The sequence below is a fragment of the Edaphobacter sp. genome, from assembly GCF_028283685.1.
Taxonomy (GTDB): Bacteria; Acidobacteriota; Terriglobia; order Terriglobales; family Acidobacteriaceae; genus Edaphobacter.
In genome coordinates this window covers 690,698-703,495 of the sequence record NZ_JAPWKF010000001.1, presented here as the reverse complement: position 1 = coordinate 703,495, position 12,798 = coordinate 690,698, and the positions used below count along the sequence as shown (strand labels likewise).

Genomic DNA, 12,798 nt, shown 5'->3' with positions numbered 1-12,798 from the left:
CTGCTTCATGATGCGGTTCATGGTTATGTCGTGCAGAAACGCCAAACTGAGCGCGGGCGACGACGCATGGACGCCTTGATGGATTGTGCGGTCATCCTCTGGATGGCTTCCGCCCCGAAACAGACTCCTCACGTTGTCTTCTAATGTTAATAACGTCCCTGCATATTGCCCTTCAATGGTGGAGGATTGCTGCTGCAGGGGGGATTTGCGTATTCTGGATTTGCCTCTGTCTATTTCATGAAAACCGACTCCATGTAAAAACCTGGAGTCAGATATGCTTGAAGCAGCCCAAACCAAAGGATGACTCCCCAAAAGGACTTATGAGCAAAGCTATTTCCATCGCAGTTGTCGGTTCCGGATATGTTGGTCTTGTTGCTGCCGTCTGCTTCGCCGAGATGGGGCACGATGTGATCTGCGTTGATAACGACGAACGTAAGGTAAAGGCTCTGCAGGGGGGAGATAGCCTGATCCATGAGCATTACCTTCCAGAGCTGCTCGAGCGATATCGCAACGGCAAGGTGCGTTTTACGACGGATCTGGCGGATGCCACTCGAACCTGTTCGGCGATCTTTATCGCCGTCGGCACGCCCCAGAGCGAGACCGGAGATGCCGATCTCTCTTATGTGGAGGCCGTTGCCTGTGAGATTGCCCGCTCGCTCACCACATATAAGGTGATCGTCGAGAAGAGCACGGTTCCGGTCTACACCAACGAATGGATCAGCCGCGCTTTGGTGCGCAACGGTATCGACCGCGAGCTCTTCGACGTCGTCTCCAATCCCGAGTTCCTGCGCGAAGGTACTGCCGTTGCCGACTTTCTGCATCCCGACCGCATCGTCGTCGGCGCGGATAGCGAGCGGGCAGGGAATCTTCTTCGCGACATCTATGCTCCTCTGACAACGGGCGAGTATTACAAGCGCGAAGACGGCATCCCCGGCATTTGCTCCGTGGCTGAACCTCCACCGCTGCTGCTGACCTCCACGAAAAGCGCGGAGATCATCAAACATGCGTCCAATGCCTTTCTGGCGCTCAAGATCTCTTTTATTAACGCGGTTTCGAACCTCTGCGAAACAGCAGATGCGAATGTCGAGCAGGTTGCCAAAGGCATCGGTCTCGATACACGCATCGGCCCCAAGTTCCTGCGTCCCGGTATTGGATATGGTGGCTCCTGCTTTCCGAAGGACGTCGCTGCGTTCCGTTCGGTGGCCGATCAGATGGGCATTGATTTCAGCCTGCTGACCGAGGTCGAGAAGATCAATGTGCAGCAAAAGAAGCGCTTTGTCAGCAAGGTGCGTGCGGCGCTGTGGAACCTCCGTGGCAAGAAGCTCGGTGTGCTTGGCCTTGCATTCAAGGGGGATACGGACGATATCCGCGAATCCCCGGCGATCGAGATCGTCAAGATGCTGATTGCGGAAGGCTGCAGCATCGCTGCGTTTGACCCGGCGGCGATATCCCGTACAGAACAGGTTCTGCCTGCCAGCGCGAACCTCCGTTACGCCAGCGATGCCTACGACGCAGCTTCAGATGCGGATGCTCTGTTGATCCTCACGGATTGGTCTGAGTTTGGCGAACTCGATCTTAAGCGCCTCGATCAGTCGCTGCGTTACTCGATCATCATTGATGGACGCAACCTGTATGACCCGCAGGTAGTGGCGGATCAAGGATTCACGTACATCAGCGTAGGACGTCCAGCGGCTCATCCTGTTCGTGATCTGGCAGCTGCGTCCCATTGATCAGCGCGAGGGCTTCGGCAAAGGCAATATGGATGCCGAAGCCCTCGCCAATCATCTGGCCCATTTTTCACCTACGGCCTGTCCAGAGGACGGCTTAGAAAGGTTTTGCCATGTCGTCTCAGACCATCCTTGTGACAGGAGCCGCGGGTTTTCTTGGATCACATCTCTGTGACACCCTGCTCAACGAGGGGCATAAGGTTATAGGCAGCGACAACTTTGCAACGGGGAAGAGCACGAATCTAGCGCACCTCGCAGGGGAGTCCCGCTTCAGCTTTCTTGAGCAGGACATCACGCGCGCTTTCGATCCCGGCCCTGTCGATTATGTCTTCAACTTCGCATCGCCGGCCAGTCCTGTCGATTATCACCGCCTCGGCATCCAGACCCTCGAAGTCGGCTCTATCGGTACGCAGAACACGCTTGAGATTGCAAAGAAGTACAACGCTGGCTATTTGCATGCCTCCACATCTGAGTGCTACGGAGATCCGGAAGTACATCCTCAAGTGGAGAGCTATTGGGGCAATGTGAATCCAGTAGGACCCCGCTCGGTCTACGACGAGGCCAAACGCTTCTCCGAGGCTATGGTGACGGCCTATCATCGCTATCACGGCGTCAACACGCATCTCGTGCGTATCTTCAATACCTATGGCCCCCGGCTGGCGTTCAATGACGGTCGTGTGATCTCGAACTTTATGATCCAGGCTCTTCGAGGAGAGCCGATCACGATTTACGGAGATGGAAGCCAAACGCGCAGCTTCTGTTACGTCTCTGACCTGATCGATGGGATCGTGCGACTCTCTCGTTCTGAGGAACACTTGCCTGTCAATATTGGCAATCCTATCGAATGGACGATTTTAGAATGCGCCAATGAAGTATTGTCGGTGACTGGCTCTAAATCTGAAATTGTGCGTAAGCCGCTTCCTCAGGATGATCCGACTCGTCGTCGCCCTGACATTACCCGCGCAAAGACGTTGCTCGGATGGGAGCCGAAGGTTCCCCTGCGTGAGGGGCTCGAGCGTTCTCTCACATACTTCCAGTCCAGCAACGGCTGATTGTTGAGATCTCAGTCCTCGCTAACGTAGAGTTAGCGAGGACTGAGGCGCTTGCCTGCGATCCTGTCTGCTTGTATCAGCCACTTTTCGCTAACGATTTTCTTGCCGAGCAGGAAATGTGCGAGGTACGTTATCGGGTCCTGAGTGGCCGCAGAGACCTTGCCTCCCACTGGCTTCCATCGGACGCATTCGATCAGCACGGGGCCGTCTCCGCCCCGCGTTCGTCCCAGGGACTCCTGAACCACGCGATAGAGCGCCACGGAGTCCGAGGCGTCCACCGGGATGCCGGGTACGCCGGCCTTGCCCGACACCTTGGAGATCAATGCGTGGCTGCCACCAGTCTTCGATGAGGGAAGCACAACCAGGATGAGTGGAAGTTCGTTCGACGCGGCAGGGCGCAGGATCCGTCGATACTGCGCATCGCTCAGGTCGAGGCGGGGAATAAACGCAACCACCACACCCTGCTTCTGCTGGGCTTTGAGCGCGTAAGCTGCCCCCAAAGCCACCTCCAGCCGACGTAAAGGCTCGCTGATCGGCGCAAGCAGCCGCGAGATCGCCGGCAAGTGATTCTTCTTGGTAGAGGTGTAGGCCTTGAGCAGTTCACGAGGTTCCGCCCCGAGAAGAAGCCCCATGCCCGGACCCGCCGTTACATCGCTTACCAGGTCTTCCTGACCCAGTTGCAGCACCGAGCTTGCGCGAATCGCCTCTTCGCCGCGAATCGAAGAGATCTTCAACTTCGAGCCCCTGGCTTTTGCCGCGATCGCCTCTTCCAGCTTCCTGGCCTCGAGCATCGTCCCGTAAAGCGTCCGTAAAGTTGCGTTTGGTACCAGCGGATTCTCGCCGGCCTCTCCCTTGCTCTTCACCGCCATCCTCGTACGTCTCCTTGCAATGCACGAAGAGGGTTCCCGCAGAGGAACCCTCCTGATCGTGGTGTAGTTCTGGTCGCGTTACGCGCGAGCCGGATCGACCGCTTCGGTATCGAGACCAAGCTCCGCAAGTGCCTTCTGGGCAGTCTTGGGCTTGATCTTGCCATCGCGAGCCAGACGCGAGAGCGTTGCTCCGGCGATCGCCTCGGCGCTGACCTCGAAGTGGCGCCGCAGGTGTTCACGGTTGTCACTGCGTCCGAAGCCGTCCGTTCCCAGCGTAACCAGGCGGCCCGGCAGCCACGGCGACAGGGCATCAGGCAGCACCTTCATATAGTCGCTCGCTGCGATGATGGGTCCGTTAGCTCCCTCAAGCGCCGTCTCAAGATAGTTCTTCTTCAGGGCCTCCGCCGGGTGCAGGCGGTTCCAGCGCTCCGTCGAGAGAGCATCGCGGCGCACCTCGGTGTAGCTGGTGACGCTCCACACATCCGTCTCCACCTTGTACTTCGACGAGAGGATCTCCTGCGCGCGAAGCACCTCGTTGAGGATGGGGCCGCTGCCGAACAACTGCGCAACCGCCTCGCCCTTGATCGCCGGCTTCAGCTTGTACATGCCGCGGAGGATTCCTTCCGTTACGCCCTCCGGCATCGCCGGCATCGCGTAGTCCTCGTTGTACATGGTGATGTAGTAGAAGCAGTCCTCGCCGTTTTCATACATCCGGCGCAGGCCATCCCGCACCACAACCGCCAGCTCGTAGACGAAGGCCGGATCGTAGCTCAGGCAGGTGGGAACCGTGCTCGAGAGCACGTGGCTGTGGCCGTCCTGGTGCTGCAGGCCTTCACCCAGCATTGTGGTGCGTCCTGCGGTGCCGCCCATCAGGAAGCCCTTGCCGCGCGAGTCCGCAAACGCCCATGCCATGTCGCCGATGCGCTGGAAGCCGAACATCGAGTAGTACATGTAGAAGGGGATCGTCGGCAGGTTGTAGTTGGCATACGCCGTTCCCGCAGCCGTGAATGAGGCCATGGAACCCGCCTCGGTGATGCCCTCTTCGAGGATCTGGCCGTTCTTCTCTTCGCGATAGCTCAGCAGCATGTCCGAGTCGTGCGGAATGTACTTCTGACCCTCAGAGGCGTAGATGCCTACCTGCTTGATAACCGATTCCAGGCCAAAGGTACGTCCTTCATCGGGGACGATCGGGACGACGAGCTTACCGAAGCCGGGGTCCTTCAACAGGTGGCGCAGCAGGCTGACGAAGCCCATGGTGGTCGACACGGCACGGTTGTTTGAGCCGCCGGTCCACTCCTTCAGCGTGTCAAGCGCCGGGGTCTTGAACTCAAGCTTGGGAACCTCGCGCTTCGGCAGGTAACCGCCAAGCTCCTGGCGGCGCGCATGCAGGTACTGGATCTCCGGAGCAGACTCATCGGGACGGAAGAAGGCGCCATTCTTGGCTGCGTCCTCGCTCACCGGAATCTCGAAGCGAGCAATGAACGACTTCATCGAGTCGTCGGTCAGCTTTTTCTCCTGGTGCGAGGCATTGCGAGCCTCGGTCGATCCCAGGCCATAACCCTTGACCGTCTTGGCCAGGATCACCGTCGGACCGCCCTTGTGCTCCAGGGCGCGCTTGTAGGCGTTATAGATCTTCAGCGGATCGTGGCCGCCGCGATGCAGACGTGCCAGCTGTTCATCGGTCTTGTCCTCCACCAGCTTCAGCAGCTCCGGGTACTTGCCGAAGAAGTGCTCGCGCAGATAAGCGCCGCCCTTAGCCTTGAATGCCTGGTAGTCGCCGTCAACGCACTCTTCCATGCGCTTCAGCAGAAGTCCCTGGTGGTCGCGCTCGAACAGCTCGTCCCAGTCCGAACCCCAGATGACCTTGATGACGTTCCATCCCGCGCCGCGGAACATACCCTCCAGCTCGTCGATAATGCGCTTGTTGCCGCGAACCGGGCCGTCAAGACGCTGCAGGTTGCAGTTGACGACGAAGATCAGGTTGTCCAGCTTCTCGCGCGAACCCAGCGAGATTGCACCCAGCGTATCGACCTCGTCCGACTCGCCGTCGCCCACAAAAGCCCAGACCTTGCGGTCGGACTTTTCGATCAGGCCGCGATTCTCGAGGTAACGCATGAAGCGGGCCTGGTAGATCGCGTTCAGCGGTCCGATGCCCATCGAAACCGTAGGGAAGCGCCAGAAGTCCGGCATCAGCCAGGGGTGTGGATAGCTCGAAAGGCCCGGCTCGCCGCGCAGCTCATGACGGAAGTTCTTGAGGCGCTTCTCATCGAGGCGGCCCTCAAGATAGGCACGCGAATAGACTCCGGGTGACGCATGACCCTGGAAGTAAACGAAGTCGCCGGGAAGGTCCGCTGCACCTGAGGTGCTCGAATACTTCGCATGGAAGAAGTGATTGAAGCCGACCTCCAGCAGGGTCGCCAGCGACGAATACGTCGAGATGTGGCCGCCGATGCCCGCGTCCTTCTTGTTCTGCGCATGCACCATGGCCATTGCGTTCCAGCGCAGAAGAGCCTCAATGCGGCGCTCCAGCTGGCGGTCGCCCGGGTATGGAACCTCGTCGTGCTTGGGAATGGTGTTCAGGTACGGCGTGGTCACATCGCTCGAGACCGGAACGCCTGCCTCACGGGCACGGGTACGCAGAGCAGCGAGCAGCTCTGCGCTCTGCTCCCAGTCTCCTGCGACGACCTCGTCGAATGCCTCAATCCACTCTGCGACCTCTTTGGTGAAGTCGACCTGCGCCGCTGTCTCAAGCTTTGTCGTCATAGGTTCCAACCATCCTCGGTAAAACTAATGCTTATATCGCCATAACTAAGATAAATCCACTCGGTCGGAATCGTCACCCTTAGCCGGTGTTCGCACAACATCGCGATAACCGGATTCGGACGACGAGAAGCCCTTCCTCGCCTAGGTCGAGTAGTCCGCGTTGATGCGAACATACTCCTCGGTCATGTCGCAGGTCAGGAAACGGCAGCTGCCGTCGCCCTGGCTGAAGTTCATCGCAATGGTGTACTCCCGCTGCTGCATCGTCCGGTGGGCCTGCGCCTCGTCGAACGAAGGGGATCGCATGCCGTTCTCGTAGACCGGAACATCGCCGATGTGCACAATCACCCGCTCCGGATCGAACTCCACCCCGGAATATCCTGCGGCTGCCATCAGGCGGCCCCAGTTCGGGTCGGCACTCGACCACGCCGTCTTGCACAGCGGCGAATGCGCGATCGACTTCGCAATCTGCTTCGCCTCGGCGGCACTGCGGCAACCCGAAATATTGAGCGTCACCACATGCGTCACGCCCTCGCCGTCGTCGACAATGGCATGCGCCAGCTCACCGCAGACCTGGCCAAGCGCTACCGCAAATCCATCGCGATTCGCGGCACTCAGTTTTACTCCGCTTGCTCCGCTGGCCAGCAGCAGAACCGTATCGTTGGTCGAGGTATCGCCGTCGATCGAGATCGAGTTGAAGCTGCTCTCGGCCGCAGGCTGCAGAAGCTCTCTCAGCTCAGCCGACTCCGCCGCAATATCGGTAAACAGGTAGACCAGCATCGTCGCGTGCGGCGGTCCCAGCCGGGGATGAATCATGCCTGCGCCCTTGGCCGCTCCGAAGATGCTGACCTCGATGCCGTCGATCAGAACCGTCGCCGTCGCAACCTTCATACGCGTATCGGTCGTCATGATCGCCCTGGCGAAGATCTCGGCATGGGCCGCCGTCTCGCCAAGCTCTCCCTGGAGCGCGGGCAGCGCCGCCAGAACCTTGTCCCCTGGAAAGGGAACGCCGATGATGCCGGTCGAAGAAGGAAAGACCTCGTCGAAGATGCATCCGAAGGTCTCTGCCGCTGCAACGCAGGTCTTATTGCAGGCGTCGATGCCTGCCTGCCCGGTCGCGCAGTTTGCGTTTCCTGCGTTGACCAGCACAGCCTTCACGCGCCCGTTTGTCGAGGCGATATGCTTCCGCCCCACCGTAACGGGGGCAGCAACCATCTGGTTACTGGTAAACATCACTGCAGCCTGAGCGCCCGCTGGCGCCACCGCCGCCGCGAGATCCAGGTTCCCGCTGACCTTGATGCCTGCTTTGACTGCGCCCCACTGAAAGCCCTTCGGCAGGGCTCCCGTACTCCACGTCGACGTGCCTTCCATGTTCCTACTCTAGCAAGCGTCGAGCGCGTTCGCTGTGGAGCGCAGATCAGGCATTACACAGGGAAGTCGACCGTCATGGTTTTGCCCTTCGCCGAGCTCTCCCGCGCAAGCTCCAGCAGTCGGATGACGCGGTATCCGTCCTCCGACGGCACACCCAGCGGAGCCTTGCCGAGGATCGCGTCGCGCACGCTGGCATAGTAGTCGCGATAGTCTCCCCGCTCCGTCTTCACCGTCGTCCGGTTCAGAACGCCGGGGTTCGCCGGGTCAGGTGCAATCGTCAGCGTTCCCCACGCCTCCTCCGGCTCGCTCAGCCAGTCGCGCGTATCGCCAACCGGCGGAACCGCCCCGCCAGCCACCAGGGCCGGCTCCTGCGGGTCCAGACCGTATTTCCGGAAGCTGCCCTTAGTGCCGTGGATCAGGAAACGCGGCGCCGGGTCGGCGGCAATCATCGTAGCCCGGCAGTACGCCTCCAGCTTGGGGTAGTGCAGCGTAATGTCGAAGGCATCCTCGATCTCGGTGGTATCGCGGTCCCGGCGTACGCTCGCCGTGATCCCCTGTGGCGCACCGAAGAGCGCCAGAACCTGGTCCACCAGGTGTGGCCCGAGGTCAAAAAGCATGCCGTTGGCGTCATTCCCGGCCTCCTTCCACGTGCCCTCCCGTGGCATGGGCCGGAACCGGTCAAAGTGCGACTCGAAGGTGGCAATCCGCCCCAACTCCTCTGCCTCCAGAATCTTGCGAACTGTCTTGAAATCACCATCCCAGCGCCGGTTGTGGAACGGAGCCAGTACCAGCTTCTTCTCCGCCGCGATCTCGATCAGTTCGCGGGCCTGGATGCTGGTCGCCGCAAACGGTTTATCAATCACCACATGCTTGCCGGCCAGCAGTGCCTGCTTGGCCAGGTCGTAATGCGTCTCGTTCGGAGTTCCCACCACAATCAGGTCGATGGAGGCGTCCTGGATTGCCTCCTCAAACGAACGCAGAATACGCGCCGAAGGATATGCCTTCTGCGCCTCATCTCCGCGCCGCTGCACAATCGCCGCCAGCGTCAGACCTGGAACCGCGTTGACGAACGGCGCGTGAAAGACCCGGCCGGCCAGGCCGAACCCGATGACTGCAACATTAATCTCTGCCATGAACACTCACTCCTTGGTGGATAACATTGTGGCATGCAGTTCCTCGCTAAACCCTGGCTAAGCTGAAGATAGTTCGATGCTTGTCTATTTGAGGTGTAGCGGAAATGTTGCAAAAAACTGAAAAGATTTTGAGGCGTAAGGCTTATCTAAGCATCTGAAACTGTAAAGACATTTGAGAATTGCCGGTAACCACCGGCTTCGTATGTCTAACGGGATTCAAAATACACAGGATGCAGTTACCATCGGAGATATGGTTCAACCCAGAAAAAATAGTACAGGGAAGCGTGTGACTGATCGCGCCGGTTCCATCGCTACGTTTGGCCTGTCCCTGTGCCTCGCCGCCACGGCGGCCTCTGCTCAGACGGCGTCACCCTCCGGCAATCAGCCGCGGCCGACCCAGACCGGCACCAGCTCAGGCCCCGACAGCTCGGCGATGGCCGGTGCCCAGCAGCAGCTGTACACCGTCTCAGGCTCCAGCAACTCCACGGCAACCCAGGACAGCTTCAAGGGCAGTGTCGTCGAGGGCAAGTCCAGCGGGACGACCATCGATCTTCCCCTCGATGACGCCATCCAGCGCGGCCTGCGCAACAACCTCGGCATCATCCTGCAGGGCGCCTCGCAGAGAAACGCCAATGGCCAGCGCCTCGAAGAGCTGCAGGCGCTTCTGCCCACGATCACCGGTGCGGTCAGCATCAACGTGCAGCAGGTCAACCTCGCGGCCTACGGCCTGAAGTTTCCTGGCTTCAATCCCATCGTCGGACCCTTCCAGGTCGTCGACTTCCGTGCCTACCTCACGCAGAACCTGATTAACGTCTCGGCGCTCCAGAACTACATCTCGTCGAAGCACAGCTTCAGTGCTGCCAAGCTGACGGCGCAGGATGCCCGCGATATGGTCGTCCTGACCGTAGGCAACGCTTACCTCCTCTGTGTCGCGGACACCGCGCGCATCGAAGCCGTCACCGCCGAGCTGGCCACCTCCAAGGTCTCGCTCGATCAGGCCGCGGCTGCGCACGATGCCGGTACCAGCCCCAAGCTCGACGTTCTTCGCGCTCGTGTGGACTACCAGAACGAAGAGCAGACCCTCATTTCGGCCAAGAACCAGCTGGCCAAGGACAAGCTGTCGCTGGCTCGGGTCATCGGCCTGCCGCTCGATCAGGACTATCGCCTGACCGACCTGGTCCCCTACGCCGCCTTCAACGACATCGACCCGCAGGCCAGCGTAGATCAGGCCCTCAAGACGCGTAAGGATCTCGCGGCGCAGGGCGAAAAGGTCACCGCCGCCAAGGCGACCAAGACCTCGGCCTGGGCCTACCAGTTGCCTGTAGCCAGCTTCAGCGGCGACTTTGGCGACCTGGGACAGACCCCGGGAACCTCGCACTCCACCTATACGGCCACCGGCCAGGTCACGATGCCCATCCTTCAGATTGCGAAGACCAAGGGGCAGATCGAGACCGCCACGGCGCAGTATGACCAGGAAAAGGCCCGCCTCGCCGACCAGGCGCAGCAGGTCAACGCCGACGTCCGTGACAGCCTTCTCGATATTCAGGCCGCTGCCAAGCTTGTCGAAGCGACACACTCGAACGTCGAGCTGGCCAACGAGGCTCTCAGCGAAGCGCAGCAGCGCTTCAAGGCTGGTGTCTCCGACAACCTTCCCGTCTCGCAGGCTCAGTCTCAGACCGAGCAGGCCAACGACCAGTACATCAGCGCGCTCTATCAGCACAACGTCGCCAAGCTCGCCCTGGCGCGTGCTCTTGGAGCTGCGCAGACCAATTACAAAGATTACCTCGGAGGAAAGTAGCCTTGGCAGACCAAGCGGAGCAGAAGTACGACGATACCAAGAACAATACCCCGGAGGAGGAGTCCCCGGAGAAGAAGTCTCGCCGTAAGCTGATCATCATCGCCGTTGTTGTTCTTCTGGCGATCGGTGCAGCCCTCTTCTACTGGCACTCAACCTTCACCGAGGACACCGATGACGCGCAGGTGGACGGTGATCTGTACCAGGTCAGCGCACGTGTCGCCGGCCAGGTCATCAAGGTCTACGTGCAGGACAACCAGGCTGTGAAGGCCGGTGATCCCATCGCCGAGATCGACCCCAAGGACTTCCAGGTCGCGCTCGAGCAGGCTCAGGCGAACCTCTCCAGCGCCGAGGCGGCTGCGATCCAGGCCAACGTCAATGTGCCGATCACCAGCATCACCTCGAACACCAGCATCAACACCACGAGCTCCGATGTTCTGGGTTCGCAGGCCGCCGTCTCGCAGTCGCAGAAGCAGGTAGCCGCAGCCCAGGCCCGCATCGATCAGGCCAAGGCGAACGCCATCAAGTCTGATCTCGACGTCGAGCGTTACAAGCCGCTGGTCGAAAAAGATGTGATCTCGAAGCAGCAGTTTGACGCTGCTGTTGCGACCGCAGCCTCCAACCGTGCCGCCGTGCTTGAGGCCGAAGCCACGCTCATCGGGCAGCAGGAAGCGGTTCGCCAGTCGCAGCAGAAGTTGTTGCAGTCCCGCTCCACGGCAATCGAGGCCTCGAAGAACGGCCCCAGCCAGGTCAAGGCGCAGCAGGCTCGCGCCGAGGCCGCTCTTGCTGACGTCAAGCAGGCTCAGGCCAGGGTCGACCAGGCCAAGCTCAACCTCAGCTACACCCACGTTGTTGCTCCGACCACCGGAGTCATCAACAAGAAGAACGTTCAGGTCGGTATGAACCTCTCGGTCGGGCAGGATCTGCTGACCATCGTTCCCCTGACCGATCTCTGGGTGACGGCCAACTTCAAGGAGACCCAGCTGGACAGGATGCACCCCGGACAGAAGGTCACCATTGAGGTCGACGCTCTGGGCGGACGCAAGTTCCACGGTGAGATCAAGCAGATCGGCGGAGCCACCGGCTCGCGGCTCTCGCTCTTCCCGCCGGAGAATGCAACCGGCAACTACGTGAAGGTTGTGCAGCGTATCCCTGTTCGCATCAACTTCACCAACCTGGATGACGAAAATAAGGATCTGGCTCTCAGGCCCGGCTTCTCTGTCACGCCGATCGTTGCCGTGAAGTAAATCTCCAGAACCAGTTTCACTCACCCGGAACGGGCGGCCGAAGCCGCCCGTTCTTCTTTTGCATCAAACAGAATGAAAACGCTGTGAGCTGTGAAAGGAGTGGAGTTATGGCAGTCGCCATCAAAAAGACAAGCATTGCGAATGTAACCAATACGCCTCACTGGCATGCAAAGGCGCGTGAGATTCAAAAGTTCGGTACCGTCATTGAGGACCTTCCCCATTCTCTCGACGCTGGAGTTCGCGCCGACATGGTCGCCAAGCTGAATCAGTTGCTCGCCGATTCCATCGCCCTGCGCGACATGTACAAGAAGCACCACTGGCAGGTCTCAGGCCCCACCTTCTACCAGCTCCACCTGCTCTTCGATAAGCACTTCGGCGAGCAGGTCGAGATCGTCGACACCATCGCCGAGCGCATCCAGATGCTGGGCGGCGTGACGATCGCCATGGGAGGCGATGTCGCTGAGATGACGAAGATTCCCCGGCCGCCGCGCGGCAGGGAAGAGGTTCCGGTGCAGATTTCGCGTCTGCTCGAGGCCCACAAGCTGATCATCAAGGAGTGCCTCGCGCTCTCCGAGGCAGCGGACGATGCCGGCGATCAGGGAACCAACGATCTCGCCGTCAGCGATGTCCTGCGTCCCAACGAGCAGCAGTCGTGGTTCCTCAGCGAGCACCTCGTCGAGATGCCGCTCATCCTGGATAAGTGACGATGAGTAACGGCAAGTAACCGTAGCCTTCGTTCATAAGATACACAGCCCGGTGTTCTCGCAGACCACCGGGCTGTGTATCTTTAAGAAGCGCCGGACATCTAATCAGAGTTAGGCCTTTAACTGTCCGGAATCGCCTT

General features: G+C 59.8%; 9 protein-coding genes. 5 read left to right on the top strand and 4 right to left on the bottom strand.

Translation table 11 applies throughout. The annotated features are described in order from the left end of the window. Nucleotides 1–320: 320 nt before the first annotated feature. Nucleotides 321–1,730 carry a UDP-glucose/GDP-mannose dehydrogenase family protein gene (locus tag PW789_RS02985; RefSeq protein WP_299371060.1) on the top strand — a complete coding sequence of 470 codons (1,410 nt, stop codon included), beginning with the start codon at nucleotides 321–323 and terminating at the stop codon, nucleotides 1,728–1,730. Nucleotides 1,731–1,840: 110 nt separating this feature from the next. Further along, nucleotides 1,841–2,779: a UDP-glucuronic acid decarboxylase family protein gene (locus tag PW789_RS02980; protein WP_299371058.1), complete on the top strand. Its 939-nt coding sequence runs from the start codon at nucleotides 1,841–1,843 to the stop codon at nucleotides 2,777–2,779. Nucleotides 2,780–2,811: 32 nt separating this feature from the next. Here the strand turns inward: PW789_RS02980 and PW789_RS02975 are convergent, their stop codons facing one another. The 4 genes from PW789_RS02975 to PW789_RS02960 all read right to left on the bottom strand — a co-directional run bounded on the left by PW789_RS02975 (nucleotide 2,812) and on the right by PW789_RS02960 (nucleotide 8,912). Then, nucleotides 2,812–3,648, bottom strand: a complete 837-nt coding sequence (locus tag PW789_RS02975; protein ID WP_299371056.1) for a thiamine pyrophosphate-dependent enzyme — start codon at nucleotides 3,646–3,648, stop codon at nucleotides 2,812–2,814. 78 nt (nucleotides 3,649–3,726) lie between these two features. Beyond that, nucleotides 3,727–6,411, bottom strand: a complete 2,685-nt coding sequence (aceE, locus tag PW789_RS02970) for a pyruvate dehydrogenase (acetyl-transferring), homodimeric type (protein WP_299371054.1) — start codon at nucleotides 6,409–6,411, stop codon at nucleotides 3,727–3,729. Nucleotides 6,412–6,552: 141 nt separating this feature from the next. Further along, nucleotides 6,553–7,779, bottom strand: a complete 1,227-nt coding sequence (gene argJ / locus PW789_RS02965) for a bifunctional glutamate N-acetyltransferase/amino-acid acetyltransferase ArgJ (RefSeq protein ID WP_299371052.1) — start codon at nucleotides 7,777–7,779, stop codon at nucleotides 6,553–6,555. A 53-nt stretch (nucleotides 7,780–7,832) separates the two neighbouring features. Further along, nucleotides 7,833–8,912, bottom strand: a complete 1,080-nt coding sequence (locus PW789_RS02960) for a Gfo/Idh/MocA family oxidoreductase (RefSeq protein WP_299371050.1) — start codon at nucleotides 8,910–8,912, stop codon at nucleotides 7,833–7,835. 250 nt (nucleotides 8,913–9,162) lie between these two features. On the opposite strand from PW789_RS02960, the gene PW789_RS02955 reads away from it, so the two are divergent. From PW789_RS02955 to PW789_RS02945, 3 genes are all read left to right on the top strand, one after another. Next, nucleotides 9,163–10,710 (top strand): TolC family protein, encoded by a 1,548-nt coding sequence (locus PW789_RS02955; protein WP_299371048.1) that lies wholly within the window; start codon nucleotides 9,163–9,165, stop codon nucleotides 10,708–10,710. Between the two features lie 2 nt (nucleotides 10,711–10,712). Beyond that, nucleotides 10,713–11,954 (top strand): HlyD family secretion protein, encoded by a 1,242-nt coding sequence (locus PW789_RS02950; RefSeq protein ID WP_299371046.1) that lies wholly within the window; start codon nucleotides 10,713–10,715, stop codon nucleotides 11,952–11,954. Between the two features lie 107 nt (nucleotides 11,955–12,061). Further along, nucleotides 12,062–12,658 carry a DNA starvation/stationary phase protection protein gene (locus tag PW789_RS02945; protein ID WP_299371044.1) on the top strand — a complete coding sequence of 199 codons (597 nt, stop codon included), beginning with the start codon at nucleotides 12,062–12,064 and terminating at the stop codon, nucleotides 12,656–12,658. Nucleotides 12,659–12,798: the final 140 nt, after the last annotated feature.

Bases quoted from the DNA above. Each gene is read 5' to 3' on its own strand.
- argJ (WP_299371052.1), bottom strand. From the start codon at position 7,779: ATGGAAGGCACGTCGACGTGGAGTACGGGAGCCCTGCCGAAGGGCTTT.
- PW789_RS02975 (WP_299371056.1), bottom strand. From the start codon at position 3,648: ATGGCGGTGAAGAGCAAGGGAGAGGCCGGCGAGAATCCGCTGGTACCA.
- PW789_RS02945 (WP_299371044.1), top strand. From the start codon at position 12,062: ATGGCAGTCGCCATCAAAAAGACAAGCATTGCGAATGTAACCAATACG.
- PW789_RS02955 (WP_299371048.1), top strand. From the start codon at position 9,163: ATGGTTCAACCCAGAAAAAATAGTACAGGGAAGCGTGTGACTGATCGC.
- PW789_RS02985 (WP_299371060.1), top strand. From the start codon at position 321: ATGAGCAAAGCTATTTCCATCGCAGTTGTCGGTTCCGGATATGTTGGT.
- aceE (WP_299371054.1), bottom strand. From the start codon at position 6,411: ATGACGACAAAGCTTGAGACAGCGGCGCAGGTCGACTTCACCAAAGAG.
- PW789_RS02980 (WP_299371058.1), top strand. From the start codon at position 1,841: ATGTCGTCTCAGACCATCCTTGTGACAGGAGCCGCGGGTTTTCTTGGA.
- PW789_RS02960 (WP_299371050.1), bottom strand. From the start codon at position 8,912: ATGGCAGAGATTAATGTTGCAGTCATCGGGTTCGGCCTGGCCGGCCGG.